Genomic DNA, 24851 nt, shown 5'->3' with positions numbered 1-24851 from the left:
AGATACGTCAAAAACACGTTCAGCCATTTAAAAACCATTGTTTGGTTGAAACATGTGTGAAAAGGAAAAGGGGATACAAGTTGACTGAATATTTAAATGTTGGAAAAATCGTAAATACTCAAGGGATCAAAGGAGAAGTGCGCGTCATTTCTACCACAGATTTTCCAGAAGAACGATATAAAAAAGGTGCTGTACTTACCTTGTTTCAAGAGAAGAAAGCGCCAATTGAATTAACCGTCAAAAGTCATCGTAAACATAAAAATTTTGACTTGTTAAGTTTTGAAGGGCATCCTTCAATCAATGATGTTGAAAAATATCGAGACGGTATTTTAAAAGTTTCAAAAGAAGAAACGATCGAGTTGCCAGAAAATGAATTTTATTATCATGAGATCATTGGAGCAAAGGTCGTTGAGGAAAATGGAAATGAATTAGGTAAAATCAAAGAAATTCTTTCACCAGGTGCTAACGATGTTTGGGTAGTCCAACGACCAAAGAAAAAGGATGTTTTGCTTCCTTATATTGACTCAGTGGTTAAAACAGTTGATTTAGAAAATGGGGTCATTTACGTCGAGATTCCAGAAGGATTGATCGATGATGAAAATTGATGTCTTAACACTCTTCCCACGAATGTTTGAAGGACCAATGGGTGAATCGATCATCGGTAAAGCGGTCAATAAAGGATTGTTAGAGATCAATGTTTCTAATTTTAGAGACTATTCCGATAATAAACACCAAACGGTCGATGATTATCCATATGGTGGCGGGGCAGGGATGTTGTTAAAAGTCCAACCTATCTATGACAATATCAAAGCAATTGAACAAGCAAATCCTGAAACAAAAAAACGTGTGATTTTATTGGATCCAGCTGGTAAACGATTTGATCAAGCGATGGCGGAAGAATTTTCGAATGAAGAACATTTAGTATTTATTTGTGGACATTACGAAGGCTATGATGAACGAATCCGTTCGCTAGTTACGGATGAAGTCTCTTTAGGTGATTATGTCTTGACTGGTGGCGAACTTGGCGCAATGGTGATGATTGATGCAACAGTCCGCTTACTACCGGATGTTTTAGGAAATCAAACATCCGCTCAAACAGATTCTTATTCAACGGGATTATTGGAACATCCTCAATATACACGGCCAGCAGAATTTAACGGGATGAAAGTCCCAGAAGTTTTAACAAATGGAAACCATAAATTGATTGAAGAATGGCAACTGAAAGAATCCTTAAGAAGAACCTATCAACGCCGACCTGACTTATTGGAACAATTAACAATGACCTCACAAATGCTGAAATTGTTAGAAGAAGTCAAAAAAGAAGAATCAGACGAAATAGAATAAGAAATATCAATATGACTCTTTACACTAAATTGATAGTGTGATAATATTTTATGGTGAGTGCAAAAGCACTTAACTATTACGATGTTCCGCTGTGAGGGAAAACTCATAAGAATGTTTGGAATAAGGAGAAAAGATCAATGAATCCATTAATCGAAGAATTAACAAAAGAACAATTACGTTCTGACATCCCAGCTTTCCGCCCTGGTGACACTGTACGTGTTCATGCGAAAGTTGTCGAAGGTACACGTGAACGTATCCAGTTATTTGAAGGTGTTGTAATCAAACGCCGCGGAGCTGGAATCAGCGAAACTTATACAGTACGTAAAGTTTCTAACGGAGTAGGCGTTGAACGTACATTCCCATTGCATACACCACGTGTTGCAAAGATCGAAGTCGTTCGCTACGGTAAAGTACGTCGTGCAAAATTGTACTACTTACGTGCATTACACGGAAAAGCTGCTCGTATCAAAGAAATCCGTCGTTAATCTATCGTTATCTGATAGTGGAAGAACCCTTGATTTTCAAGGGTTCTTTTTTTGATTATTTTTATAAGCAGTAAATCTAGATTGTTTGACATTATAGATTTGCAAGAGTGGCAAACAAGGAGCAAAAAGTCGAGTCACTTTGGTATATCTTAAATATACGTCAATCAGATGACACGATGACAGTCCTATTCATACCAAAGGGGCGACAGATCTGGTAGGTGAACGTAATCAGCTTATCAAGTTTATATGTACTACACGCAAACGCTATGCGGATTAAAGAGATCAGAAAAAAATCCTGCTAGAGAGTGTCTAAAAATATAAATTGCGACAGTCCTTGAATAATAAGAACTTTTTTTGAATGTTTTTACTAACAATCGTTTTGTCATTGGCAAGTTAACTGAAAATGAGACTGAAAAATCTGTTCTGATTCATCAGTCTCATAATTTCAACTTATTCAAAATGCAACGATGATCCCAAATGTCGGTTGTTAAGTGAATTGAGGACGTTTTTTTACATATTTACTAAACGAGAAAGGACACTTTTTTAGGAGTGGAGGTGTCAATTATTGATTAGTGATTTCAGCTTCCTTTTGAGCCATTTTTGCCGTTACGTGTTCATCAATTCGTAGGAATGGTAGATAGATAAATACGCTAACCGCAATGATTAGAACTTGCAATACTGCTGCTCGCCAATCCCCACCTGTCGCAAGGAATCCTGAAATAACTGGTGGTGTGGTCCACGGTATCTGAACTACCACATGATTGATTAAGCCGGCTGCAGTCGCAAAGTAGGCAGTTACTAATGAGAAGATTGGTGCTAACACAAACGGAATAATTAGACTCAAGTTAAATACGATCGGTAATCCAAAGATGATCGGCTCACTGATATTAAACATCGCTGGTGTTACCGATAGTTTAGCAAAGTCTTTATAATCTTTTCGACGACTGAAGATGAAAATCGCAATCAATAAGGCGATCGTATTTCCTGAACCACCCATAACAGCAAAAGTATCCTTGAAAGCCATGTTGATAATATGTGGAATGTGTTCATGGTTTGCATAAGCTGCCATATTTTCTTGCATGTTTTGTAATAAGAACGGATCAAGTAAAGAACCTGAAATTACAGCTTGATGAATTCCAAAACCAAAGAATAAATTGGCGATTGATGTGATTAAGATAAAGCCAGGTAAACCAGTTGTGATGTGACTTAAAGGTCCCGTGATCGCTTTAGTGATCAAGCCATTTACGTCCATGTTGAATAACTGATTGACAGCGAAAGATAGAATCGCAAAACCAGTAACAGTAATCATGATCGGGATCAATACATTGAATGACTTCAACACTGCGGGCGGGATATTTCCAGATAGTTTGATTTGCAATTTTTCATTTGTAGATAATTTAATGAATAGCTCAGTAGCTACTAATCCAACAAAGATTCCGACAAACATTCCTGATGCACCTGTATGGGAACCTGGAATAACTCCGGTTACTTCAATCGCTTTTTTTGCATTTTCCGGAGTGAACATCATTTTCATTGGTGTTAAAACGATGAAAGTTGAGATCGAAACTAAAACTGCTGCGATATGATTTGTATAATTTCTGCTAACACACATATGATAAGAAACTGCAGCTACAATTAATAGCGTCGTAATACTCAATGTTCCATTGGCGATCGACATGCCAATTTCTTGAACTTTCATTAATGTTTCGGGTTTAACAATTTTACCCATAAAACCAGTTGGTTCTAAGATAACGTAATTAATCAAAGTCACGAATCCAGCTAACATCATAAATGGCATGAATGTTGCAAATGCATCGCGTAATGTACGCATATGAATTTGATTTCCTAGCTTCGATGCGATCATACCAAATCGTTCAAACACCTGTTCCTTCTTATTTGTTTTCTTCATGGTATATTCTCCTTGTTTTTTATTTGTAAGCACTTACCGTAGTTCAATAATAGAACGGAATTTGATAAAAGTAAATAACTTTTTTTAAAATTATATACTTTAATGAAAAAGGGCAAAAAAAAGAGCTGATTTCCTCAGCTCTTTCAATCATTTTTCAACAAAAACGGCTTCAAAAACAAAATCTTGATATAAATGCCTTGTAATGGAGTATTCAAAAGGAGTCCCGTTTGCCAAAGAAACACTTTTTTCAACTTCGATCATAAAGTCTCCGGCATCAATTCCTAATATATTTGCATCAAACTCGGTTGCCAGTACGCCCTTCATCCAAACGTGAGAAGCATTGATCTCTAACTGCAGTTCATTGCGAATATAGGAATAAACCGATTTTTTCAAGTGTTTAGGTTCCAAACCAGGAATAATTGATAGCGGCATAAAAGTTTGTTCCAATGAATAGGGTTGTTGATCGACAAAACGACTGCGAACAATATTATAAATGTATTCCTTGTCGTTAATCTGTAATCGCTCTGCAATTTTTTTTGACGGTAATTCAATTGAAAACATATGAATTTCAGAGTCTACATGTTCTTCGCCAACTACGCTCATAAAACCTTCGCTTGGACCGAAAACTTTCGAATTATGGATCGGTTTGCGCAAAACTTCGGTTCCAAATCCACTTCGACTATGTAAAACTCCTTCAGAAACTAACATGTCTAATCCTTTTTTTACTGTCAATTTACTCGTATGATATTGTTTTGCCAATTCGGAACCAGTTGGTAATTTTTCACCGATTGCGTAAGTACCGTTTTCAATTTTCTTTTTTACATCAGAATAAACTTCCATATATTTCGCATTCTTCTTCATTTTTTCCCTCCTATAGTTATCGCGTAAAGATATAAATAATTATATACCTTTCTTTAATTTTAGCAATCTTTAAAGGGTAAAACAATTAACATTCATAAAAAGTATATATTTTTTAATAAAAAAATATTCCAATTTTTTGGAAGCGGTGTTATGATGGAGTAGTACTCAAGAGAATGTCATTTTAGGAGGATACAATGAACAAACAACAATTAACATTTCCAGAAAACTTTTGGTGGGGTTCTGCTTGGTCAGCTGAGCAAGCAGAAGGTCGTGGTGAAACTGGAAAAGCCGAAACGGTTTGGGAACGTTGGTACAAAGAACAACCATACCGTTTTTATCAAAGGATTAGTTCAGAAATTACGACAGATCACATTCATCGTTATAAAGAAGACGTTCAACTGATGAAGCAAACCGGACATAATTCCTTTCGGGTCTCGATCTCTTGGGCGCGGATGTTCCCAAATGATGGAGTAGGGGAGGTAAATCCAAAAGCGGTTGAATTTTATCGGGATTTATTTACTGAGATGAATAACAATGGTATTAAAGTATTCGCCAATCTTTATCATTTTGATATGCCAGCAGCCCAACAGGATAAAGGCGGTTGGGAATCACGGGAAGTTGTCGATGCATATGTGCAATTTGCAGTTACTTGTTTCAAGGAGTTTGGCGATCTCGTCTACCACTGGTTCACTTTCAATGAACCGTTGGGGCCGATCTTAGGGTCATATTTGGAAGACTTCCATTATCCAAATTTGATTGATTTCAAACGAGGAGCGCAAGCGGCTCACTTTACTATTTTGGCTCACGCGAAAGCAATTGCGGCACACAAAGAGTTGAATTTGAACAGTAAAATAGGTGTTATCTTGAATTTAAGCCCGACATTTCCAAGGAGTCAAACCCCCGCTGATGTGAAGGCAGCTGAAATTGCGGATCTTTTTTATGTTCGCAGTTTTTTAGATCCAATGGTCAAGGGTGTTTATCCAGAAAAATTAATTAACCTTTTACGTGAATATGATCAATTGCCAACGGATTATACTGAGGAAGACCTGCGTTGTATCAAAGAGAACACGGCACAAATCTTAGGATTGAACTATTATGAACCACGTCGTGTGAAGGCTCGTTTAACTGCAATCAATCAAGAGGGTCCGTTCTTACCGGATTGGTTTTTTGAGAATCATGTGATGCCGGGACGACGGATGAATGAATATCGTGGTTGGGAAATTTATGAAAAAGGTATCCATGATTTATGCATGGATATCAAAGAAAACTATGGGAATATCGAATCCTTTATCTCTGAAAATGGGATGGGCGTAGCAGATGAGGAACGTTTTATGGATGAAAGTGGGCAAGTGATTGATGATTACCGGATCGAATATATCCAAGATCACCTCGCTTATCTTTGGAAAGCAATCAATGACGGCTGTAATATCAAAGGGTATCATCTTTGGACCTTTATTGACTGCTGGTCCTGGATCAATGCATATAAGAACCGTTATGGACTAATTTCTCTTGATCTGCCAACCCAAAAACGGACGATCAAGAAAAGTGGTGAGTTCTACAAACAGTTAAGCAATCAAAATGGGTTTGAGTATGATATTGATCGATTGGTATAGCAAAAAATGAGTGGAAAAACTTGTATTTTTGTTTGAAAATCTTTTATCTAGAAACCATAGAGTTATTCATTCAATGGGATTGTTCAAATAAGCATCGGGACTGGGACAAAAGTTCTCTCAGTCTCTTCTAGTATCTCTAAAAACGAATAAACGGTGTTCAAAGAGCTGACCTTCGGCGATAAGTCAAAAAATCTCAAAACATGAGGAGCTGTTTCGAGATTTTCATTCTTAATGCTCCTGCGATTACTCGTCGCAGTTTTTACTTGGTGAGCGCTCAGGTCAAGACACTCTTTTCACGACCTCAAGAGAAACACAAAAAACGCTTGGTGTTCGTTTATTTGTTCCCATAGATCTACTGGCTATAAATAGCTCATCGCTTTGTTCAAAAAACCAGAAGCCATTTTCAGTATTGTACACGAATTGTTTAACTATCACACATTGATTAGTAACTGGGATAGTAGTTGAGAGCGTAGCGTATTCTTTTGTAAAATGAAAGGTTTGAAACAATCATTAACCTAAAAAGAAAGTAAGCCTGATTTTGATTCATTACGTCAAAGTCAGGCTTATTTTTTCTGTTCTAGGCACGATCTTTCACGAATTTTCTTTAATTAAGTACCATGAGTACGAAGGTGCTTAATTAATGGATCCTGTTTTCCACGTAAATGAAAACGACGGAATGTCAATTAGATACCTGATTGTTTTTCTATGTTTTTACTAATTGTTCAAGCAACGATTGAATGAACATTAGCAAGAAATTTCATTTAGCTATACGAACAACTGCAAATTATTTTGAAAATAGAAGATTCAATGAGTAAACCAACGCACCAGTATGTCCTAGTAAAGCCGGAAATCAAAAAGCCTAAAATAATTAGGAGCAGTGAGATTGAAGAGGGATCGGAATATTCAGATGGGAAATACCGAAAGAGTTTTTATAGGGTGAGTCATTTTCATTTTTAACAAAACAATTTACTCCGGTTTCAGTGAGGTAGTTTGGTAATGGAATAAGAGAAATATTTTTTATCGTTATTTTAAAATAACATTTTTAATAGGAAGGTGTATCTCGTTTATCATATGTATCTTTATTCTTAATGTTGATAATGTAATTTTTTTGTTGTAATATTTTTTTATGATAACAGACTTTTTGTTTTTATTATAACAAATTTATCTTATTAAATATTTTCTATTTTTTTATTTTATAAATGAATATACTGAATATATTATGAGATGTGTACTTATGTTATATATGAAGGGGTAGGGAAGGAAAAGGGGACATAAGGTGACATAAAATGGCTTTACACTCAGTTCAAAAGGAGGGAAGTGTCCAGTGAGGTTGTAGATTAAGGAGTATCATCTTATTTTGATCAGATCATAAAAGAGCAAGTATACATATCATGTGAAAAATCTGTATGGCATCATGAATTATTCTCTAATTCATTTATAGGAGGAATCGTTATGGCTATTGATCATAAACAAGTGACTCAATTGGAAAAATTAGCATTAAACATTCAACTAGATATTTTGATAAGTGTTAAACAAAGAGGAGAAGAATCAATGGATTGTTCTTTTTCTATGATCAAATTGTTAGCTGTTTTATACGGTAAACAGATGAAGATTGACCCGAAAAAACCAGATTGGGGAAATCGTGATCAATTAGTTTTAGCTAAAAGTCATGCGGTATTGGAATTATATAGTACTTTATCTAATCTAGGGTATTTTGATAAGAAGTGGCTATGGACGATGAGTCATCAAGGGGACAGACTCCCTAAAAAGTTAGATCGTTCAAAGACTCCTGGAATCGATGTGACAATCGGGGACTTAAATAACGGTGTTGCAATAGCTGCAGGTCTTGCGATGGGATTAAAAATAGCAAATAAGGAAAATGATGTTTATTTAGTGATGGATGAAGACGAATTAAAAGATGAACGTTGCTGGCAAGTATTTCAGTGTATTGCTCATTTTAAATTAGATCATTGCTTGGTAATTATTGATAGTGGTTATAGAAAACGAGAACAGTTAAGCAAAAGGTATGAGAAATCTTATCTATTGAAAAGAAAAGCAGAGAAGGCTGGGTTTTATACGTTGCTCGTTGATGGGACAAATATCAAAGCAATCAATGAGGCGATTGAAGAGTATAAAATGAGGACGACACAAGCCTTCTGTATTGTTTTAGAAAGTTATCCAGAGCGAGTGCTATCAGACTTAACAATGGACGATCATGAGGATTCAAGTAAAAAAATTCCTAAAACATTCCATCAAGAGATTGAAAAAACGATTTTGAAATTACAAGAAAAGCTTGAAAGGATGAGCTAAATGGTTCAGTTAAGTAACTCGTTATCTGTAAGGAAAGAACTTCGTACTTGCATAGTTGATACATTAAATGAATTAATGAAAAAAAACCACAATATCGTTGCGTTAGAAAATAAGTTTGAATCATTTAGTAACTGGGTTGATTTAAAAAATGAACATCCAAAGAGATATCTCAACATGCCTGTGGATGAAGAGAACATGGTAGGTATTGCAGCGGGGTTAAGTTTAGCTGGCTACCAACCTTTTATCCATCTTTTTGATTCTCATGCGATTCGAAAAATTTTTGATCAATTATTTATTTCCGAAGGATACGGTGGAAATACCATCAATATTTTTGGGGAATATTTCGCTTCTAATCGAAATGGAAAGGAACGCGTCAATGAACTAGGGGAAGATTTAGCGTTGATGACAATGATCCCAAATTCAATTATTTGTGAAGCAACAGATGAGGTACAAATGGCATGGATCATCAAAGAATTTAGCCAATTGAGCGGTATTCACTATGTACGCGGAGAAAATAAAAGGATACCTAATATCTATAAAAAAGAAACGACTTTTCAATTAGGCAAAGGAAACATTGTATGGCATGGAACAGATATTTTAATTATTGTCGCTGGCAGATTAGTTTACGAAGCCCTCAATGTTGCTAAGCGGTTAAAGTCCTGTCAAATTAGTTGCGAAGTCATTGATATGTTTACGATCAAACCAATCGATAAACAGTTGATCCTTAACGAGTTGAAAGGGAAAACACAAGTGGTCACTATCGAAAATTATGCAGTTATTGGTGGCTTGAGCAGTGCGGTGAACAGAGCTCTTACAGAAAATAAAGCAGCTGTTCCGTTGAGAAAGATAGAGATTGTGAAGCTTAGGCAACAAACGGATGTGCCAATCCAGACAGAAGGTTTTGACTTAGTGGTTCAGTTGATTGTTGAAACAATATTAGCGAATGAGCTAGATCGATAACGGAAAAATTGAGCTGGATCATGATAAAGGATAAAATTTCTTGAAAAAAATTAGTGTATCAAAGAAAGCATATGAAATATTGATTCTAATCGAAATACATAAAGAGCCTTGATTGATCAAGGGAATGAAGAAAACGAAAAAGGCAGCGTTTGGATTGGCCCGATGAAAGGGCCATTTGGGCGCTGTCTTCCTTTAATTTTTCGTTTCTTTAACTACTTAAAAGAGTTTTAATCAATTAATAATTGAACATGTTTGCCAAAAGTTTCTTTTTGACTATCGGATATAGCAGAATCGGTAATCAAATAGTCGACTTCTTGGAGTGGATAAAAGCCATAGAAATCTTTTTTATCAAGTTTATGATGATCTGCTACGATATATCGTGTTTCAGCGCTGTTCAATGCGTAACGTTGAGTCAATCCTTCGTCTTCATTTGAAGTGAAAACGGATGTTTTATCTAATCCATTTACCCCGATGAAACTTTTTTTTACATGGATATTTGCAATAAAATCATTGGCGATCGTCCCAACGAAAGCGCCGGTCTTATTTCGATAGGAGCCGCCGATCAGGATGATCTCAAATCGAGGATCACTTTTGAATTTGTTAAACACATGGATCGAATTGGTGATGATTTTAGCATGGTTAATCGTCAAGAAATCATAAGCTAATTCAATCGTTGTTCCAGGTCCTAAAAAGACAGTATCGCCTTCGTGGATATGATTCGCAATGATTGTGGCAATTTCTATTTTTTCTGACAAATGAAGATCCTTTTTTTCCCGATGACTTAGTTCGATCACGGAAGTTTTAGGATTTAATAGTTTGGCACCACCATGAATGCGAATGATTAACCCCTTATCCTCCAATTCCTGCAAATCTCTACGAACAGTCATATCAGCTACTTTCAATTCTTGAACAATATCGGCCACTTTCACGATGCCGTTCTTCTCTAGTTGTGCTAATAAGTATTTTTGTCGTTCTTCTTTTAACATGATATAAACTCCCTGATATTTCGTGGTTCTTATTTTTTTGTTTGAAATAAACATAAAACATTCAGAGAAGGTTGTCAAATATTAAAGATTTGTATAAGAAAATAGATTGACATGTTAAAAACATTCGGTTACTATTTGTTTGTAAAGGACAAAAACGAACACAAACAAACATAAACTGGAACAAATATAATGTTCTTGTAAGAGAATGGAGGAAGAAAAATGGATAAAGAAACAGTAGCAATGATTGGATTTGAAGTGGTAGCTTTTGCTGGTGAAGCAAGATCGAAATTGATCGAAGCGTTAGCTAAAGCAGAGAAGGGGGAATTTGAAGAAGCCAATGGATTAGTTGAAGAAGCAAATCAGAGTTTGGTTGAAGCGCACAATTCTCAAACTAAAATGTTAGCTGCTGAAGCGAGTGGTGAAACAATTGAAGTAGGGTTTATTATGGTTCACGCCCAAGATCATCTAATGACCACGTTGCTATTGAAAGATGTCATTCAACATCTCTTTAATATTTATAAAAAATCATAGAGGAGCCTGGGTATGAATGCAATGATCAAACGTATCGAAAAAATGAAACCGTTTTTTGAGAAAATTTCTAATAATTCCTATTTAAGAGCAATTAGGGATGGTTTTATCAGTCTTATCCCTGTCATTCTTTTTTCAAGCTTTTTTTTATTGGTAGCATATGTTCCCAACGCATTCAATTTTCATTGGGGAGAAGAAATAGAGTCCATTCTAATGAAAGCGTATAACGGGTCCATGGGGATATTAGGGATCTTAATGGCTGCTACAGTGACCAAGAGTTTGACAGAAAACTTTAATACTAAATTGCCAAAAACGAATCAAATCAATAGTACTTCAACCATGATCGCTGCTTTTATTGGTTTCTTGATTGTTGGGGTTGATTCGTTAGAAGGTGGATTTGCTTCTGATTACATGGGGACCAAAGGATTGATGACAGCGTTCATTGTTGGTTTTATTGTTCCCAATATCTATCGATTCTGTGTTAGCAAGAATTTGACAGTGAAAATGCCAGAGGAAGTTCCTGGTAATATCTCACAGACATTTAAGGATTTGATCCCGATTACACTGTCGACCGTCTTTTTTTGGGGATTTGATTTGGGTTTTCGTAACCTTGTCGGTAGTGGGTTTTCAGAAAAATTGATTGAGCTGTTCCAACCAATTTTCTCAGCGGCCGATGGCTATTTTGGGTTAGCACTCATTTTTGGGGCAATGGCGTTTTTCTGGTTTGTCGGTATCCACGGTCCCTCTATTGTTGAGCCAGCTGTTGCTGCCATCTACATAACAAATGTAGAGATGAATTTTCAACTGTATCAAAGTGGTGAACATGCACCGAAAATTTTATCTCAAGGCTTACAATACTTTGTTGCCACACTAGGTGGGACGGGTGCGACATTGGTCATTACGTTGATGTTTGCTTTTCTAGCAAAGTCAAAGCAGTTAAAAACAATGGGACGTGCCTCAGCGATTCCCGTTTTGTTTGGTGTGAATGAACCCATGCTGTTTGGTGCACCAATTGTATTGAATCCTATCTTTTTTATTCCTTTTATTCTTGCACCGATCCTCAATGTCTGGATCTTTAAATTTTTTGTTGAGGTGTTAGATATGAATGGATTCATCTACAATCTGCCATGGACAACTCCTGGACCAGTAGGGTTGATCTTAGGGACAGGTTTTGCTGGACTATCGATCGTTTTGATGATTGTTTTATTAACCGTTGATTTTGCGATTTACTATCCATTTTTCAAAGCCTATGACAATGAATTATTAGTGAAAGAAAAAGAAATAGGGCACGGGGATCAGTTGGAAAGTACAACTGTCAAACCAGCAGTCGTTTCACCGGCATTTGCTAAACAAAAGAATGATCAGACTAATGTTCTTGTACTTTGTGCCAATGGAGCAACTAGTTCGATGTTAGCCAATGCAATTAAAAAGGGTGCGAAGGAATTGAGTATCGGTGTGGATGCGACGGCAATGGCTTATGGGCAACATAAAGATCAGATTGGCGAGTTTGACTTGATTATCTTAGCTCCGCAAATGGCTTCGATGCTTGAGGAACTGAGAGAAAGTGCGAAGGACCATAAAACACAAACTGTTTCTACTACGGGAATCGAGTACGTCAAACTTGCAAAAGCACCTACTGATGCGGTCAACTTTGTTTTTGAAAATCTAACATGATGTGGAGGATGCGATGAATAAATTTCCAGAACATTTTATTTTTGGAGCGGCAACGGCCGCTTATCAAGCTGAGGGTGCCCTTTCAGTAGGAAACCGTGGGAAAAATTATTGGGATGATTACCTTAAAAAGACAGGGACATTTGACCCTAGTCAAGCAAGTGATTTCTATAATCGATATGCAGAAGACTTACAAGCATGTCATCAGTTTGGCATCAATGGCATTCGGATTTCGATTGCCTGGTCTAGGATCTTTCCTAGTGGGAGAGAGAAGGTCGATCCGATCGGTGTCCAATTTTATCATCGTTTGATCGATTCTTGTATCAAAAATGGAGTCACGCCGTTTGTGACTTTGCACCATTTTGATACACCAGAGAAGCAATTTAAAGATGGTGATTGGTTGTCTGCAAATATGGTGGATGATTATGTTGACTTTGCGCAATTTTGTTTCGAAGAATACGGGGACAAAGTGAAACATTGGATCACGATCAATGAACCCTGGTCAGTGGTTGCCGGTCAATACATCATCGGTCATTTTCCGCCGAACAATCAATATGAGCTGGGTAAAGCGATCCAATCAATGCACAACATGATGGTTGCCCACGCTCGCGTAGTCAAAAAATACAAGGAAGCTAATTACCAAGGTGAGATCGGGATCGTTCATATTTTAGAATCAAAGTACGGGATAACTGATCAGAGAGAAGATAGCCTGTCAGCGAAGAAAGAACATATCTTGGCGAATCAATTTCTATTGGATGCGACGTTTAAAGGGGAATACTCAGCAGAAACGATGCGTGTGATCAATGAGATCTTATCTGCAAATGGGGCGCAGCTTGAACTCAAAATTGAAGATTTTGATCATCTAAAAGAAGCAGCAAAAATGATTGATTTTTTAGGAGTCAATTATTATGCGAGTCATTTTTTAAAAGGCTATACAGGAACATCAAAAATCCAACATAACGGAACTGGTGAAAAAGGAAGTAGTATCTTTGCCTTGCAAGGTGTAGGAGAAAGGGTAACAAATCCTGTAATCCCAACGACTGACTGGGATTGGCCGATCTATCCACAAGGGTTGGAAGATATGCTTCTCTTGATCAAACAGAATTATCCGAACTATGGAAAAATCTATGTAACAGAAAATGGTTTAGGGAGTAAGGACCATTTTGAAGCGGGACAAATCAATGATGAGGAGCGGATCGATTATGTCCGTCTTCATCTAGCCGCTATTTTACGGGCGATCGACCAAGGTGTGAGAATTGAGGGATACTTTATTTGGTCGTTGATGGATATGTTTTCTTGGACGAATGGTTACAATAAACGTTATGGATTATTTTACGTAGATTTTGATACGCAGCAACGATTTCCTAAAAAGAGTGCTTATTGGTACCAAAAAATCAGCAAAGAAAAAGTATTGGACCAACCGATTAAAAATGAAACTAGCGAGAAATGAGAAAACTAAACAGGAGGAAAAATGAGTATGCGAGTAGTCATTGGTGCGGATAGCGACGGAATGGAATTAAAAGAATGGTTAAAAGATAAGCTCGTGCAAGAGGGATTTGAAGTAGAAGATAAAAGTATTCGACCAGCAGAAGATTTTATTGCATCTACATTAGCTATCACAACAGATTTAAAAGAACACCCGGAAAGTCTAGGGATCGCTATTGATGGTTATGGTGCAGGGAGCTTTATGGTCGCAACAAAAATAAAAGGAATCGTGGCAGCTGAAGTGTCGGATGAAAGAAGTGCTTATATGACTAGAGATCATAATGATGCCCGAATGATTACCTTAGGTGCAGCGATTGTTGGTAAAGAGCTTGCGTTAAATATCGTTAAGGGATTTTTGACCGCATCTTATAGTGGTGGTCGTCATCAGATTCGTGTAGATATGTTAAATGAAATGGGTTAAGAAAGGAGCAGATAATGAGAATAGCAATTGGATGTGACCACATCGTAACAGATACAAAAATAGCAGTTGCGGATTTTTTGAAATCAAAAGGGCATGAAGTAGTGGATGTAGGGACCTATGATTTTACCCGCACACATTACCCGATATATGGGAAAAAAATTGGAGAAGCAGTAGTTAAAAAAGAAGTTGATTTAGGCGTATGTTTATGTGGAACAGGTGTCGGGATTACCAATGCAGTCAATAAAGTACCTGGAGTAAGAGGTGCGTTGGTTCGTGATATGACCAGTGCCATCTATGCAAAAGAGCAACTAAATGCGAACGTCATTGGTTTTGGTGCCAGAATCACAGGAGAATTTTTGATTTGTGATGTCATCGAAGCCTTTATTCAGGCAGAATATCAAGAAACAGATAAAAACAAACAGTTGATCGAAAAAATCAACCAGTGTGAAAGCACAAATGCTTCGCAAGAGAAGCCGGAATTTTTTGCAAAATTTCTTAAAAAATGGGAAATGGGCGAATACGAAGACTAAAAGGAGCGTGACATAGAAGCAATGGATGGAAAAATGAAACATTTAAAAAAACTCTGGAATAAAGAACAAATCTTTGCCGCTTTAGCAATTGATCAACGAGGTGCATTACGTAAAATGCTTACCAAAGCAAAAGGAGAAGAAGCAAGTGCTAAAGAGCTGGAAGAATTTAAGATGATCGTGTCTTCGCAACTAACAAAAGATGCGTCAGCGATTTTGTTAGACCCAGAGTATGGCTTGCCTGCAGCGAAAGCGAAAGCGCAAGAAGCTGGCTTACTTCTTGCCTATGAAAAAACGGGATATGATAGTACCGTGCCTGGAAGACTTCCTGATCTTTTACCTACTTGTTCAGTTAAGAATCTAAAAGAGGCAGGTGCAGATGCTTGTAAATTCTTACTTTATTATGATGTTGATGAAAGTGACGAAATCAATGAGCGAAAACAGGTATTTATTGAACGGATCGGCTCAGAATGTCAGGCAGAAAATTTACCATTCTTTTTAGAATTAGTTTCATATGATCAAAACATTTCTGATAGTCAATCAAAAGAATATGCGATGAAAAAACCTGGCAAAGTCATAAAAATGATGGAGAAGTTTTCTGAAGAGCGATTCAATGTCGATGTCTTGAAAGTGGAAGTTCCTGTCAACATGCACTATGTAGAAGGATATAGTCAAACGGATTTCGTACATACGAAAGAAGAAGCAGCGAAATTTTTCCAAGAACAAGCTGCTGCTACCCATTTGCCTTATATCTTTTTAAGTGCCGGTGTTGAAGCAGAATTATTTTATGAAACACTACGATTTGCAAAAGCAGCAGGGTCAACCTTCAATGGAGTTCTTTGTGGTCGGGCAACGTGGAGTGCTGGGGTAGAAACTTTTGTCAAACACGGAAAAGAAGCGGCGATGACGTGGATGAACGAAGAAGGAAGTAAAAAAATCCGACAACTCAACCAAGTGCTGCAAGAAACCGCAACACCAGTAACGATATAAAAAAGACTATGAATGCCGCTTGTTCAAAGGCTGTAAAAGCAGCGGTCAGCTTCACAGAATGAAAGCTTTTTTGAAACGCTTCTCCTAATTTTTATAATGGAGAAAAATAGACAAGAATAAATGATCAAGAGATATAAAGATAGTGTAAAGAAACGATTTAAAGTTTCACACTATCTTTATATCTTTTTTTGTATGATCAAATCATAAAGGAGAGAGGAAAAATGATGATTATATTTGGTTTGATCAGTGCTTTATTAATGATTTACCTTTTTTGGTTTTTATTTAAGGGGGAAGAGTTATGAGTAGTATCATTTATCAAGGATTGTTTTTTTTATTTGTGTTACTCATTCTAGCGTTACCTCTTGGATGGTATATTAAACAAATCATGCAAAATAACATACCTAAAGGCGCACGCTTTTTGCAACCCGTTGAAAAACTATTTTATAAAATAATCGGACCAGTCAGTCAGAAAGAAATGACGGCGAAACGCTACATTTTTAGTGTATTGTCATTAAGCCTTTTTTCGCTCATTTTACTGATTGGTCTGTTAATGACACAAGAATGGTTGCCGGGAGGAAGTACAGTTAAAAATCTTTCTTTCCCATTAGCCCTCAATACGGCAGTTAGCTTTGTAACGAATACTAATTGGCAAGCCTATGCTGGGGAAACTACCTTATCGAATTTTTCGCAAATGTTTGGCTTAACAGTTCAAAATTTTGTATCTGCAGGTGTTGGTTTAGCAGTTTTGATTGCCTTATTAAGAGGTTTGACTCAAGTGAAAAATAAACGACTAGGGAATTTTTGGCAAGATTTAACCAGAGGTCTAGTCTATATCTTATTGCCGCTTTCCATCGTTTTAGCCATCTTATTGATCTCTCAAGGAACGATCCAAACGTTGCAATCAGGGCTAGCTTATCAAGGATTAGAAGGAAAAGATTTGTGGTTGTATCTAGGACCAGTAGCAAGCCAAGTAGCTATCAAGCAGTTAGGAACGAACGGTGGTGGTTTTTTTGGAGCAAATTCAGCTTATCCTTTTGAGAATCCAACGATTTTAGCGAATTTTTTGGAAAATATTGCCATTTTGCTCATTCCTGCTGCATTGATTTTTACACTAGGTTTTTGGGTAAAAGAATGGAAACAAGGACGGACGATCTTGATCGTTGCAACCACTTTTGTTCTATTAGCGTTTATCGGGGTAACAGTTAGTGAATATTATGGACCAAACTTTCCTCAAGTGTTAGGTTCGGCCAACATGGAAGGAAAAGAAGTTCGTTTCGGTGTGGGATGGTCAAGTTTATGGGCTGTCAGCACGACTGCTGCTTCTAATGGTTCGGTCAATGCGATGTTAGATAGTTTTACGCCCTTAGGTGGAGCGATCCCACTCTTTTTGATGCAATTAGGAGAGATTATTTTTGGTGGGATTGGTAGTGGACTATACGGCATGCTTGCTTTTCTTTTGTTAGCCGTTTTTATTGCTGGTTTATTAGTTGGTCGTACGCCCGAATATTTAGGGAAAAAAATTGAAGCGTTTGACATCAAGATGGCTAGTTTAGTTATTTTGACTCCTTTAATGTTGACCCTCTTTGGAGCTATGGCCTTGATCAGCCACAGTGAAGTCTTCACTTGGTTAACTAATGAAGGACCTCATGGATTTAGTGAATTATTATATGGTGCAACTTCCTTAGCGAATAATAATGGGAGTTCATTTGGCGGTCTATTAGCAGATACGCCGTTTATTAACTATTTAGGCAGTTTCTTGATGCTGCTTTCCAGATATCTACCGATCGTTGCGATTTTATTCCTAGCAGAAAACATGGGGAATAAGAAAAAAGCAGCGTTGAGTCCAGGGACATTATCAACCGTCAGTCCAACGTTTGTTACGATGTTGATTATTGTCATTTTAGTGATCGGCGCCTTGAGTTTCTTACCAGCATTAGCCTTAGGACCAATTGCTGAGTATTTTACAGTAAAGTGAGTGAGAAAAATGAAAAAAATCTATTTATGGGCTGTGGGTCAATCGTTCAAGAAGTTGGACCCACGACAGCAATTAAGAAATCCAGTCATGTTTGTTGTCTATTTAGGCGCGATTTTGACAACCATTTTGTGTTTTTACCCGATGGATGTACCGTTATGGTTTAGTCTTGCAATTACGGTTTTCTTATGGTTGACTCTATTATTTGCCAATTTTGCTGAAGCCGTTGCTGAAGGTCGTGGGAAGGCACAAGCGGATAGTTTGAAGCAAGCGAAGAAAGAAGTAATGACCTATAAGATCACCTGTTTAGAAGATGTGCAAGAAAAAAACTTTATTGAGATCCGTTCTTCTGATTTGAAAAAAGGCGATCTGGTTTATGTCCAGGCAGGTGAACAAATCCCAGCAGACGGGGACGTTATTGAAGGGGCTGCCTCCGTCGATGAAAGTGCCATTACTGGAGAATCAGCACCAGTCATTCGGGAATCCGGAGGGGATCGAAGCGCTGTGACAGGAGGAACGACAGTCGTCTCTGATTATTTAGTGATACGGGTCACTTCCGAAAACGGGCAATCATTTTTAGATAAAATGATTGCGATGGTGGAAGGCACCCAACGAAAAAAAACACCCAATGAAATCGGACTGCAAATCTTTTTGATCACTTTGACGATCATTTTCTTAACAGTTTCGATTACGCTGATCCCGTTTACTCACTTTAGTAGTCTGCTGGCAGGAAAAGGTGGCTCGCTTTCTTTAATCATTGTGATTGCGTTATTGATTTGTTTAGCACCCACGACAATTGGTGCGTTGATCTCTTCGATCGGTATTGCTGGTATGAGTCGATTGACAAAAGAAAATGTCATTGCCATGAGTGGTCGAGCAATCGAAGCGGCAGGAGACGTCGATGTCTTATTATTGGATAAAACAGGAACGATTACGCTGGGCAATCGACGTGCAAGTGAATTTTTACCAGTTCATCAAGTGAGTGAACGAGAACTGGCGGATGCTGCCCAACTTTCCTCTTTGGCAGATGAAACAGCGGAAGGCAGAAGCATTGTGATTTTAGCCAAAGAACGATTCAATCTACGAGAACGTGAATTTCAGCAATCTGAGGTGAAATTTATTGATTTTAGTGCCAAAACAAGAATGAGCGGGATCGATTATCGCGGGGACGAAATTCGTAAAGGCGCGGCTGACACTATGAAAAAATACGTGGAAGCAAATGGACATACCTATCCTGAAGAATGCGATCAATTAGTGGCTCAAATCGCACGTGCAGGGGGAACCCCATTAGTAGTTGTCAAAAATTACCAAGTTTTAGGTGTCGTTTATCTCAAAGACATTGTAAAAAATGGTGTGAAAGAAAAATTTGCAGATATGCGGAAAATGGGGATCAAAACGATCATGATCACAGGGGATAATCCTTTGACGGCTGCAGCGATTGCGGCAGAAGCGGGCGTTGATGATTTTTTGGCAGAAGCAACACCAGAAAACAAAATGGAATTAATCCGTGAGTACCAAGAAAAAGGTCACCTTGTAGCAATGACGGGTGATGGAACGAATGATGCTCCGGCATTAGCACAAGCTGATGTAGCGATGGCAATGAATACAGGAACCCAGGCTGCCAAAGAAGCAGGGAACATGATCGACTTAGATTCAAGTCCTACGAAACTCCTGCAAGTAGTTCAAATCGGCAAACAACTATTGATGACTCGTGGAGCGTTAACGACCTTTAGTATTGCCAATGATGTTGCTAAATATTTTGCGGTGATCCCAGTCTTGTTCTATAGCATCTATCCACAATTAGATCAATTGAACATCATGGGACTTAGTACGCCTTTAACAGCTATTTTATCTGCGGTCATTTATAACGCGGTGGTGATTGTGGCATTGATCCCGTTAGCGTTGAAAGGTGTTGCTTACCAGGAAAAACCAGCTAGTCAAATCCTGCGACATAATCTACTTGTCTATGGATTAGGAGGTGTCATTGCACCATTTATTTTTATCAAACTGATTGATGTCATTTTATCATTCGTGATTTTGTAAAGGAGAAAAGTGATGCGAAAAACAGTTATAGGAAGTATTCGTTTTTTATTGTTAAGTTTACTTGTTTTCGGAGGGGGGTATACATTACTAGTTACCGGGGTCGGTCAACTATTTTTCAATGAACAAGCTAATGGTAGCCAAGTTACCAATGATGGGAAAGTCATAGGTTCGAAGTTGATTGGGCAACCTTTTGAATCAACTCGCTATTTTTCTGGACGGAATGAAAAAGTTAGCCAACTGTCACCGGTATCCAAGGAACAAGCTTCACGTGTGGAACAGAGAACGAAAAAACAACTTCAAGAAAACCCAGCGCAAAAAGAAGTTCCGGTGGATCTAGTGACTGCTTCGGCAAGTGGTGTAGACCCGGATATCAGTGTGGAAGCAGCCAATTTTCAAGTGTCAAAAATCGCTCAAGAGCGAGGTCTTAAAGAAGCGGATATCTATGCTATAATAGAAAAAAACAGCCATAAGGATTGGTTTTCAGATCGCAAATACGTTAATGTATTACAATTGAATCTTTCGTTAGATCAGATGTCTGATTCATAATCGGTTCTAGCCATTTTCTTGATTGGTTTTAGCCAATCGGAAAATGGCTCAGACTTACATAAAGGATAAGTTGGAGGGGGAAAGGATGTCGTTATCGAGTGTATCAGAAGATTTTATGCAAAGACAGCAAGGGAAGAAGGGCAAACTAAGAGTATTCTTTGGTTTTGCGGCTGGTGTCGGTAAAACGTATGCGATGCTCTTAGAAGCTAGAGAATTATTTGCCTTAGGTAAAGATGTCGTGATTGGCTATATTGAGCCTCATGATCGACCAGAAACGAATCAACTACTCGAAGGTATGCCTCAGATCCCACCCAAAGAAATCAATTACAAATCAATCACTTTATTTGAACCTGATATTGATCGCTTGATCAAGCGAAAGCCCGAAGTAGTTTTGATCGATGAATTAGCACACACCAATGCGCATGGTTCAAGAAATAAGAAACGTTACCAAGACGTGGCAGAGTTACTGAATGCTGGAATCAACGTTTTTACAACGATTAATGTGCAACATATCGAAAGTTTGAATGATGTTGTTGTTAATGTAACAGGTGTGGAAGTAAAAGAAACCGTGCCAGACACTTTCTTTCAACAAGCATCTTTGAAAGTGATCGATGTTGAGCCGGAAGAATTGATCTTACGGTTAGAAGAAGGAAAGATCTATACCAACGAAAATGCAAAACGAGCCTTAAAAAATTTTTTTACCCCACAAAAGTTGAATCATCTGAGAGGTTTAGCGATCCAAAGAGCTTCCGATCATATCAATCAAGTCAGTAGTCAAACCAATCGAATCCAAAGCAAGTTGTTGACTATTGTTAATGACGATTTTCCTAAAATGGCAGAAAAGTGTATTCGTTGGACTGCAAGATTGGCGCAAGGCTTAGGTGCGCAATGGGTCGTGATTCAGATTCGTTCACATGAAGACACGCCGACAAACTTACCACTTGCTGACAAACTTGGTGGAGAAGTGATCAGTATGGAAGAAGAAGGAAGCTTTGAAACGATCGTTGAATACGCTAAAATGACTGGTATCACAGATATCATCATGGGAAAGAATCTACGACAACCATGGTATGAACGATTATTTTTAGAATCGTTTGAAAACCGATTGCTGAAGCGATTGAATGATACAGAGATCCATTTGATCCCATTTCAAGACACTAGACCGTCCTTTTTATTTCATACAAGAAAAATCATTGAAGGCGGCGGGAAAGATCTAGGGTATGCATTAGGTGCTGTTTTTTGTGCCACTTTAATTACTGAGTTGATGCAGTATTTGAACGTCGGTGATCAAAATCTGATGTTGATCTATCTCTTTTTCGTCTTATTAGTCGCTCGGATGACTTCCGGTTATTTTTGGAGCGCTTTAGCATCAATCCTTAGTGTACTATCGTTCAATTGGTTTTTTGTTGAGCCGCTTTATTCATTGACAGTCTATAAACAAGGCTATCCGTTCACTCTTTTGATCATGTTTTTAGTTGCTCTGATGATTAGTAACTTAATGGTGCGGTTAAAAAAACAAGCAGTTTATTCTATGGAAAAAGAGCATCAAATGGAAATTCTTTATGAATTGAATAAACAATATGTGTTGGCACAAGATCAACAACAAATTTTTGATATTACTGCGACGTATCTTTCACGTTTGTTAGATCGAGAAGTGGTTCTCTTTGGTTCTGAAGGACAAGTGAAAAGTGTGCATCGTGTCGATCGGAAAAAATCAAGACTTAACATCAGTGAAGAAATTGCAGTAGCTGTTTGGACAGCAAAAAATCAACAGGAAGCAGGAAATGGAACCGATACCCTCGGAGGAGCAAAAGGATTCTATTTACCGATCCTTACTAATGGAAAAGTCGTAGCTGTTTTAGGAATGGAACGAAGTCATTCCCACGACCTACAAAACGATCAACTAAACTATTTAAAGTTGCTCATTACACAACTGGCAACGATTCTGGAACAAAATCAATTGAAAAATGAGAAAGAGCAAATCGAACTTGAGAATGAACGAGAAAGAGTCCGCAGCAATTTGCTCCGAGCGGTCTCGCATGATTTGCGGACACCATTAACGGCAATTTCAGGGATTGCGGAGACGTTAAACAATGAAAAAAGTGTGTCGAAAGAAACCCAACAAAAATTATTGCGAGATATTCAAGATGAGTCCCAATGGTTGATTCGAATGGTGGAAAATTTATTATCGATTACACGGATCAATATGAATACAATGAAAGTGAATAAATCAGCGGAACCGATTGAAGAAATTATCGAAGCTGTGTATAGTCATTTGAAAAAAGTGTATCCAGATAGCCAATTAGATGTCGTATTACCAGAAAACATGCTATTCATCCAAGCAGATCCTATTTTAATTGAACAAGCTTTGTTCAATTTGATTGAGAATGCTTTGAGACACGGTGAAAAACAGCAACCTGTACGATTGACTGTGAGCCAAAATGGAGAAGAAACGAGGATTGAGATTAGAAATAAGGGTGAGATTCCTATCGAACAATTTCAAAAAATCCAAAATAATCTGACTCAACCAAATGAGGTGCCTGTTGATTCTAAAAACGGATTGGGAATTGGGTTAAGTATTGTCAACACGATCATTCGTGCTCATAACGGACAAATGGAGATGATTGCCGATAATGGGGAAACGATTGTCCGAATCTATTTAAAGTAAGGAGTTTTTTATGAATAAGATGATCTTATTGATTGAAGATGATCCCAATATTACCGATTTCATGGAAGTGGTTTTTGAGCGAGAACAATATAGATTAACGGTAGCAGCAAATGGGATGGAAGCTTTAACTGCTTTACAGGCAGAAACATTTGATGTCATTTTACTTGATCTAGGTTTACCGGATATTGATGGAATGGATCTCTTGAAAATATTGAGGAAACGGATGGATCTTCCGATCGTGGTGATTTCTGCACGAAAGGACGAAAATGAAAAAGTAGCCGCCCTTGATTTAGGAGCAGATGATTACGTCACCAAACCTTTCGGGACTAACGAACTTCTAGCTCGTATAAGAACAGCTTTACGCCATAAGAAAACCAAAGAAGAACAGACGTTGATCGTAGTAAATAATGCATTGAAAATCGATTTTGATAAGCAGTTGGTTTATAAAAATGACCAAGAAATCCATTTAACAAAAAATGAATATCGATTACTTAAATGTTTATTTGAGCAGATTGGTAAAGTAGTCACTTACCAAACATTAATGACCCAAGTATGGGGACCATACAGCGAAGATTCCCAAATTTTGCGAGTCAATATGTCAAATATCCGCAAAAAAATTGAAACAAATACGTTGAAGCCTGAATATATCATTACTGAAATTGGTGTTGGTTATCGTTTACGTGATTACCGCTCGTAAACATAAAGATGAAACAGTGAAGTCTGTTTAATAAGTATTAGATCCAAGAAAGATAGTTCAAAAAGGTCATGAAAGAAACAAATAGCTCCGAACAAACCAGAGCTTACTGTATCTTTCATGACCTTTTTATGGTGTTCATCGTATTACTTCTAGGGAATTAAACCTAGGTTATTCACTTACTCTTTTATAATTAGACCTAACAATGTAGAGAATTTTAAGGCCTGGTAGGTTGAGACCTGGCAACCTTTTAATTCATTGATCGTAATGCTTAATGTTTCAAAATTAGAGGAGCTTAAATCAACGCCTTTTAAAGAGGTTTGCTGAAAATTTGCTTCGTTCAATTCACAATTGTCAAAAACGATTCCTTTGAAGTGACAATGATAAAGATCGGCGTTTTCCAGTGAACAATGGCAAAATTGATTATTCTCCATTTTAGCATAGCCAAAAGCAGCTAGATTGATTAGACAATCTTTAAAAGTAACGTTTTTAATCGTTGATTCTTGAAAGGTTGTCCCAAGTAGTTTGCAATTGATAAATTCTACTCGGTGGATAGAGGCTTTTGTCATATTGACGTTGGAAAGATCACAATTTTTAAAGCGAACATCTACGAACTCGACCTGACTAAAATCGCTATTTGTAAATTGACAGTGATCAAATTCCATATTGTAAAAACGGGGACGATCGAAAAATGCTTCGATTGCTTCGTCATTGGCTACTTTGCACATTTCAAGCATTGGTTCCTCTTCGGAATAGATTGTAGAAAAGGGCTTAAGTGGTAATGTGGGAGAAATTTTTGGAGGAACGATTTTCATAGATTCATCTACTTTCCTATATA

At 37.6% G+C, this 24851-nt stretch carries 21 protein-coding genes; 17 read left to right on the top strand and 4 right to left on the bottom strand.

Features of this window, described 5'->3' with window-relative positions:
- Positions 1–80: 80 nt before the first annotated feature.
- From rimM to rplS, 3 genes are all read left to right on the top strand, one after another.
- Complete coding sequence (gene rimM, locus IGJ23_RS09105; protein WP_010718461.1) at positions 81–605, top strand: ribosome maturation factor RimM; 525 nt, start codon at positions 81–83, stop codon at positions 603–605.
- Positions 595–1344 carry a tRNA (guanosine(37)-N1)-methyltransferase TrmD gene (trmD, locus tag IGJ23_RS09100; RefSeq protein ID WP_094940995.1) on the top strand — a complete coding sequence of 250 codons (750 nt, stop codon included), beginning with the start codon at positions 595–597 and terminating at the stop codon, positions 1342–1344. Before rimM ends, trmD begins: the two co-directional genes overlap by 11 nt.
- A gap of 137 nt (positions 1345–1481) precedes the next feature.
- Positions 1482–1829 carry a 50S ribosomal protein L19 gene (rplS, locus tag IGJ23_RS09095; RefSeq protein ID WP_002286913.1) on the top strand — a complete coding sequence of 116 codons (348 nt, stop codon included), beginning with the start codon at positions 1482–1484 and terminating at the stop codon, positions 1827–1829.
- A 562-nt stretch (positions 1830–2391) separates the two neighbouring features.
- On the opposite strand, the gene IGJ23_RS09090 is transcribed toward rplS, so the two are convergent.
- Entirely contained in the window at positions 2392–3738 is a 1347-nt protein-coding gene (locus tag IGJ23_RS09090; RefSeq protein ID WP_207433505.1) for a PTS sugar transporter subunit IIC, read from the bottom strand.
- A 147-nt stretch (positions 3739–3885) separates the two neighbouring features.
- On the bottom strand, positions 3886–4599 hold the full coding sequence (locus IGJ23_RS09085; protein WP_010718458.1) for a GntR family transcriptional regulator: 714 nt from the start codon (positions 4597–4599) through the stop codon (positions 3886–3888).
- Between the two features lie 194 nt (positions 4600–4793).
- Here IGJ23_RS09085 and IGJ23_RS09080 point away from each other — a divergent pair, with 194 nt between their 5' ends.
- The 3 genes from IGJ23_RS09080 (at position 4794) to IGJ23_RS09070 (ending at position 9482) form a co-directional block, all read left to right on the top strand.
- Positions 4794–6212, top strand: a complete 1419-nt coding sequence (locus IGJ23_RS09080; RefSeq protein ID WP_034700827.1) for a glycoside hydrolase family 1 protein — start codon at positions 4794–4796, stop codon at positions 6210–6212.
- A gap of 1452 nt (positions 6213–7664) precedes the next feature.
- Positions 7665–8522 (top strand): hypothetical protein, encoded by an 858-nt coding sequence (locus IGJ23_RS09075; protein ID WP_034700825.1) that lies wholly within the window; start codon positions 7665–7667, stop codon positions 8520–8522.
- Positions 8523–9482 carry a transketolase family protein gene (locus IGJ23_RS09070; RefSeq protein WP_034700823.1) on the top strand — a complete coding sequence of 320 codons (960 nt, stop codon included), beginning with the start codon at positions 8523–8525 and terminating at the stop codon, positions 9480–9482.
- A gap of 227 nt (positions 9483–9709) precedes the next feature.
- Here IGJ23_RS09070 and IGJ23_RS09065 read toward each other — a convergent pair whose 3' ends face one another.
- The gene (locus IGJ23_RS09065; protein ID WP_034700821.1) at positions 9710–10468 is read right to left on the bottom strand and encodes a DeoR/GlpR family DNA-binding transcription regulator; all 759 of its coding nucleotides are present in this window, start codon (positions 10466–10468) and stop codon (positions 9710–9712) included.
- A gap of 219 nt (positions 10469–10687) precedes the next feature.
- Here IGJ23_RS09065 and IGJ23_RS09060 point away from each other — a divergent pair, with 219 nt between their 5' ends.
- The 11 genes from IGJ23_RS09060 to IGJ23_RS09010 all read left to right on the top strand — a co-directional run bounded on the left by IGJ23_RS09060 (position 10688) and on the right by IGJ23_RS09010 (position 24016).
- Positions 10688–10999, top strand: coding sequence for a PTS lactose/cellobiose transporter subunit IIA (locus IGJ23_RS09060; protein ID WP_034700819.1), 312 nt, complete (start codon positions 10688–10690; stop codon positions 10997–10999).
- A 12-nt stretch (positions 11000–11011) separates the two neighbouring features.
- Positions 11012–12670 carry a PTS transporter subunit EIIC gene (locus IGJ23_RS09055; RefSeq protein WP_034700817.1) on the top strand — a complete coding sequence of 553 codons (1659 nt, stop codon included), beginning with the start codon at positions 11012–11014 and terminating at the stop codon, positions 12668–12670.
- 13 nt (positions 12671–12683) lie between these two features.
- A complete protein-coding gene (gene lacG, locus IGJ23_RS09050) occupies positions 12684–14117 on the top strand; it encodes a 6-phospho-beta-galactosidase (protein WP_096710138.1) in 1434 nt (477 codons plus the stop codon).
- A 27-nt stretch (positions 14118–14144) separates the two neighbouring features.
- Positions 14145–14573, top strand: coding sequence for a galactose-6-phosphate isomerase subunit LacA (gene lacA / locus IGJ23_RS09045; RefSeq protein WP_063627352.1), 429 nt, complete (start codon positions 14145–14147; stop codon positions 14571–14573).
- Between the two features lie 14 nt (positions 14574–14587).
- A complete protein-coding gene (lacB, locus tag IGJ23_RS09040) occupies positions 14588–15103 on the top strand; it encodes a galactose-6-phosphate isomerase subunit LacB (RefSeq protein ID WP_063627351.1) in 516 nt (171 codons plus the stop codon).
- Positions 15104–15136: 33 nt separating this feature from the next.
- Positions 15137–16090, top strand: coding sequence for a tagatose-bisphosphate aldolase (gene lacD / locus IGJ23_RS09035; RefSeq protein ID WP_438774879.1), 954 nt, complete (start codon positions 15137–15139; stop codon positions 16088–16090).
- 298 nt (positions 16091–16388) lie between these two features.
- Positions 16389–18065: a potassium-transporting ATPase subunit KdpA gene (gene kdpA / locus IGJ23_RS09030; protein WP_438774878.1), complete on the top strand. Its 1677-nt coding sequence runs from the start codon at positions 16389–16391 to the stop codon at positions 18063–18065.
- Positions 18066–18074: 9 nt separating this feature from the next.
- Positions 18075–20105, top strand: coding sequence for a potassium-transporting ATPase subunit KdpB (gene kdpB / locus IGJ23_RS09025; protein ID WP_438774877.1), 2031 nt, complete (start codon positions 18075–18077; stop codon positions 20103–20105).
- 12 nt (positions 20106–20117) lie between these two features.
- A complete protein-coding gene (locus IGJ23_RS09020; RefSeq protein WP_207427099.1) occupies positions 20118–20651 on the top strand; it encodes a potassium-transporting ATPase subunit C in 534 nt (177 codons plus the stop codon).
- 85 nt (positions 20652–20736) lie between these two features.
- A complete protein-coding gene (locus tag IGJ23_RS09015) occupies positions 20737–23319 on the top strand; it encodes a DUF4118 domain-containing protein (RefSeq protein ID WP_438774876.1) in 2583 nt (860 codons plus the stop codon).
- A gap of 10 nt (positions 23320–23329) precedes the next feature.
- Positions 23330–24016 carry a response regulator transcription factor gene (locus IGJ23_RS09010; protein ID WP_010718443.1) on the top strand — a complete coding sequence of 229 codons (687 nt, stop codon included), beginning with the start codon at positions 23330–23332 and terminating at the stop codon, positions 24014–24016.
- 176 nt (positions 24017–24192) lie between these two features.
- On the opposite strand, the gene IGJ23_RS09005 is transcribed toward IGJ23_RS09010, so the two are convergent.
- Positions 24193–24750, bottom strand: coding sequence for a pentapeptide repeat-containing protein (locus tag IGJ23_RS09005; protein ID WP_256736357.1), 558 nt, complete (start codon positions 24748–24750; stop codon positions 24193–24195).
- Positions 24751–24851 lie beyond the last annotated feature (101 nt).

Source organism: Enterococcus sp. DIV1682a, from assembly GCF_051711005.1.
Classification (GTDB): Bacteria; Bacillota; Bacilli; order Lactobacillales; family Enterococcaceae; genus Enterococcus_B; species Enterococcus_B hirae.
Note: the sequence above shows the minus strand (reverse complement) of the source record. Positions and strands in the feature narration are given on the sequence as shown.

Coding starts and splice junctions, on each gene's coding strand:
- IGJ23_RS09020 (WP_207427099.1), top strand. CDS start 20,118: ATGCGAAAAACAGTTATAGGAAGTATTCGTTTTTTATTGTTAAGTTTA.
- kdpB (WP_438774877.1), top strand. CDS start 18,075: ATGAAAAAAATCTATTTATGGGCTGTGGGTCAATCGTTCAAGAAGTTG.
- IGJ23_RS09055 (WP_034700817.1), top strand. CDS start 11,012: ATGAATGCAATGATCAAACGTATCGAAAAAATGAAACCGTTTTTTGAG.
- kdpA (WP_438774878.1), top strand. CDS start 16,389: ATGAGTAGTATCATTTATCAAGGATTGTTTTTTTTATTTGTGTTACTC.
- IGJ23_RS09085 (WP_010718458.1), bottom strand. CDS start 4,599: ATGAAGAAGAATGCGAAATATATGGAAGTTTATTCTGATGTAAAAAAG.
- IGJ23_RS09080 (WP_034700827.1), top strand. CDS start 4,794: ATGAACAAACAACAATTAACATTTCCAGAAAACTTTTGGTGGGGTTCT.
- IGJ23_RS09065 (WP_034700821.1), bottom strand. CDS start 10,468: ATGTTAAAAGAAGAACGACAAAAATACTTATTAGCACAACTAGAGAAG.
- IGJ23_RS09075 (WP_034700825.1), top strand. CDS start 7,665: ATGGCTATTGATCATAAACAAGTGACTCAATTGGAAAAATTAGCATTA.
- IGJ23_RS09070 (WP_034700823.1), top strand. CDS start 8,523: ATGGTTCAGTTAAGTAACTCGTTATCTGTAAGGAAAGAACTTCGTACT.
- lacA (WP_063627352.1), top strand. CDS start 14,145: ATGCGAGTAGTCATTGGTGCGGATAGCGACGGAATGGAATTAAAAGAA.
- IGJ23_RS09090 (WP_207433505.1), bottom strand. CDS start 3,738: ATGAAGAAAACAAATAAGAAGGAACAGGTGTTTGAACGATTTGGTATG.
- trmD (WP_094940995.1), top strand. CDS start 595: ATGAAAATTGATGTCTTAACACTCTTCCCACGAATGTTTGAAGGACCA.
- rplS (WP_002286913.1), top strand. CDS start 1,482: ATGAATCCATTAATCGAAGAATTAACAAAAGAACAATTACGTTCTGAC.
- IGJ23_RS09010 (WP_010718443.1), top strand. CDS start 23,330: ATGAATAAGATGATCTTATTGATTGAAGATGATCCCAATATTACCGAT.
- IGJ23_RS09015 (WP_438774876.1), top strand. CDS start 20,737: ATGTCGTTATCGAGTGTATCAGAAGATTTTATGCAAAGACAGCAAGGG.
- IGJ23_RS09060 (WP_034700819.1), top strand. CDS start 10,688: ATGGATAAAGAAACAGTAGCAATGATTGGATTTGAAGTGGTAGCTTTT.
- IGJ23_RS09005 (WP_256736357.1), bottom strand. CDS start 24,750: ATGCTTGAAATGTGCAAAGTAGCCAATGACGAAGCAATCGAAGCATTT.
- lacB (WP_063627351.1), top strand. CDS start 14,588: ATGAGAATAGCAATTGGATGTGACCACATCGTAACAGATACAAAAATA.
- lacD (WP_438774879.1), top strand. CDS start 15,137: ATGAAACATTTAAAAAAACTCTGGAATAAAGAACAAATCTTTGCCGCT.
- lacG (WP_096710138.1), top strand. CDS start 12,684: ATGAATAAATTTCCAGAACATTTTATTTTTGGAGCGGCAACGGCCGCT.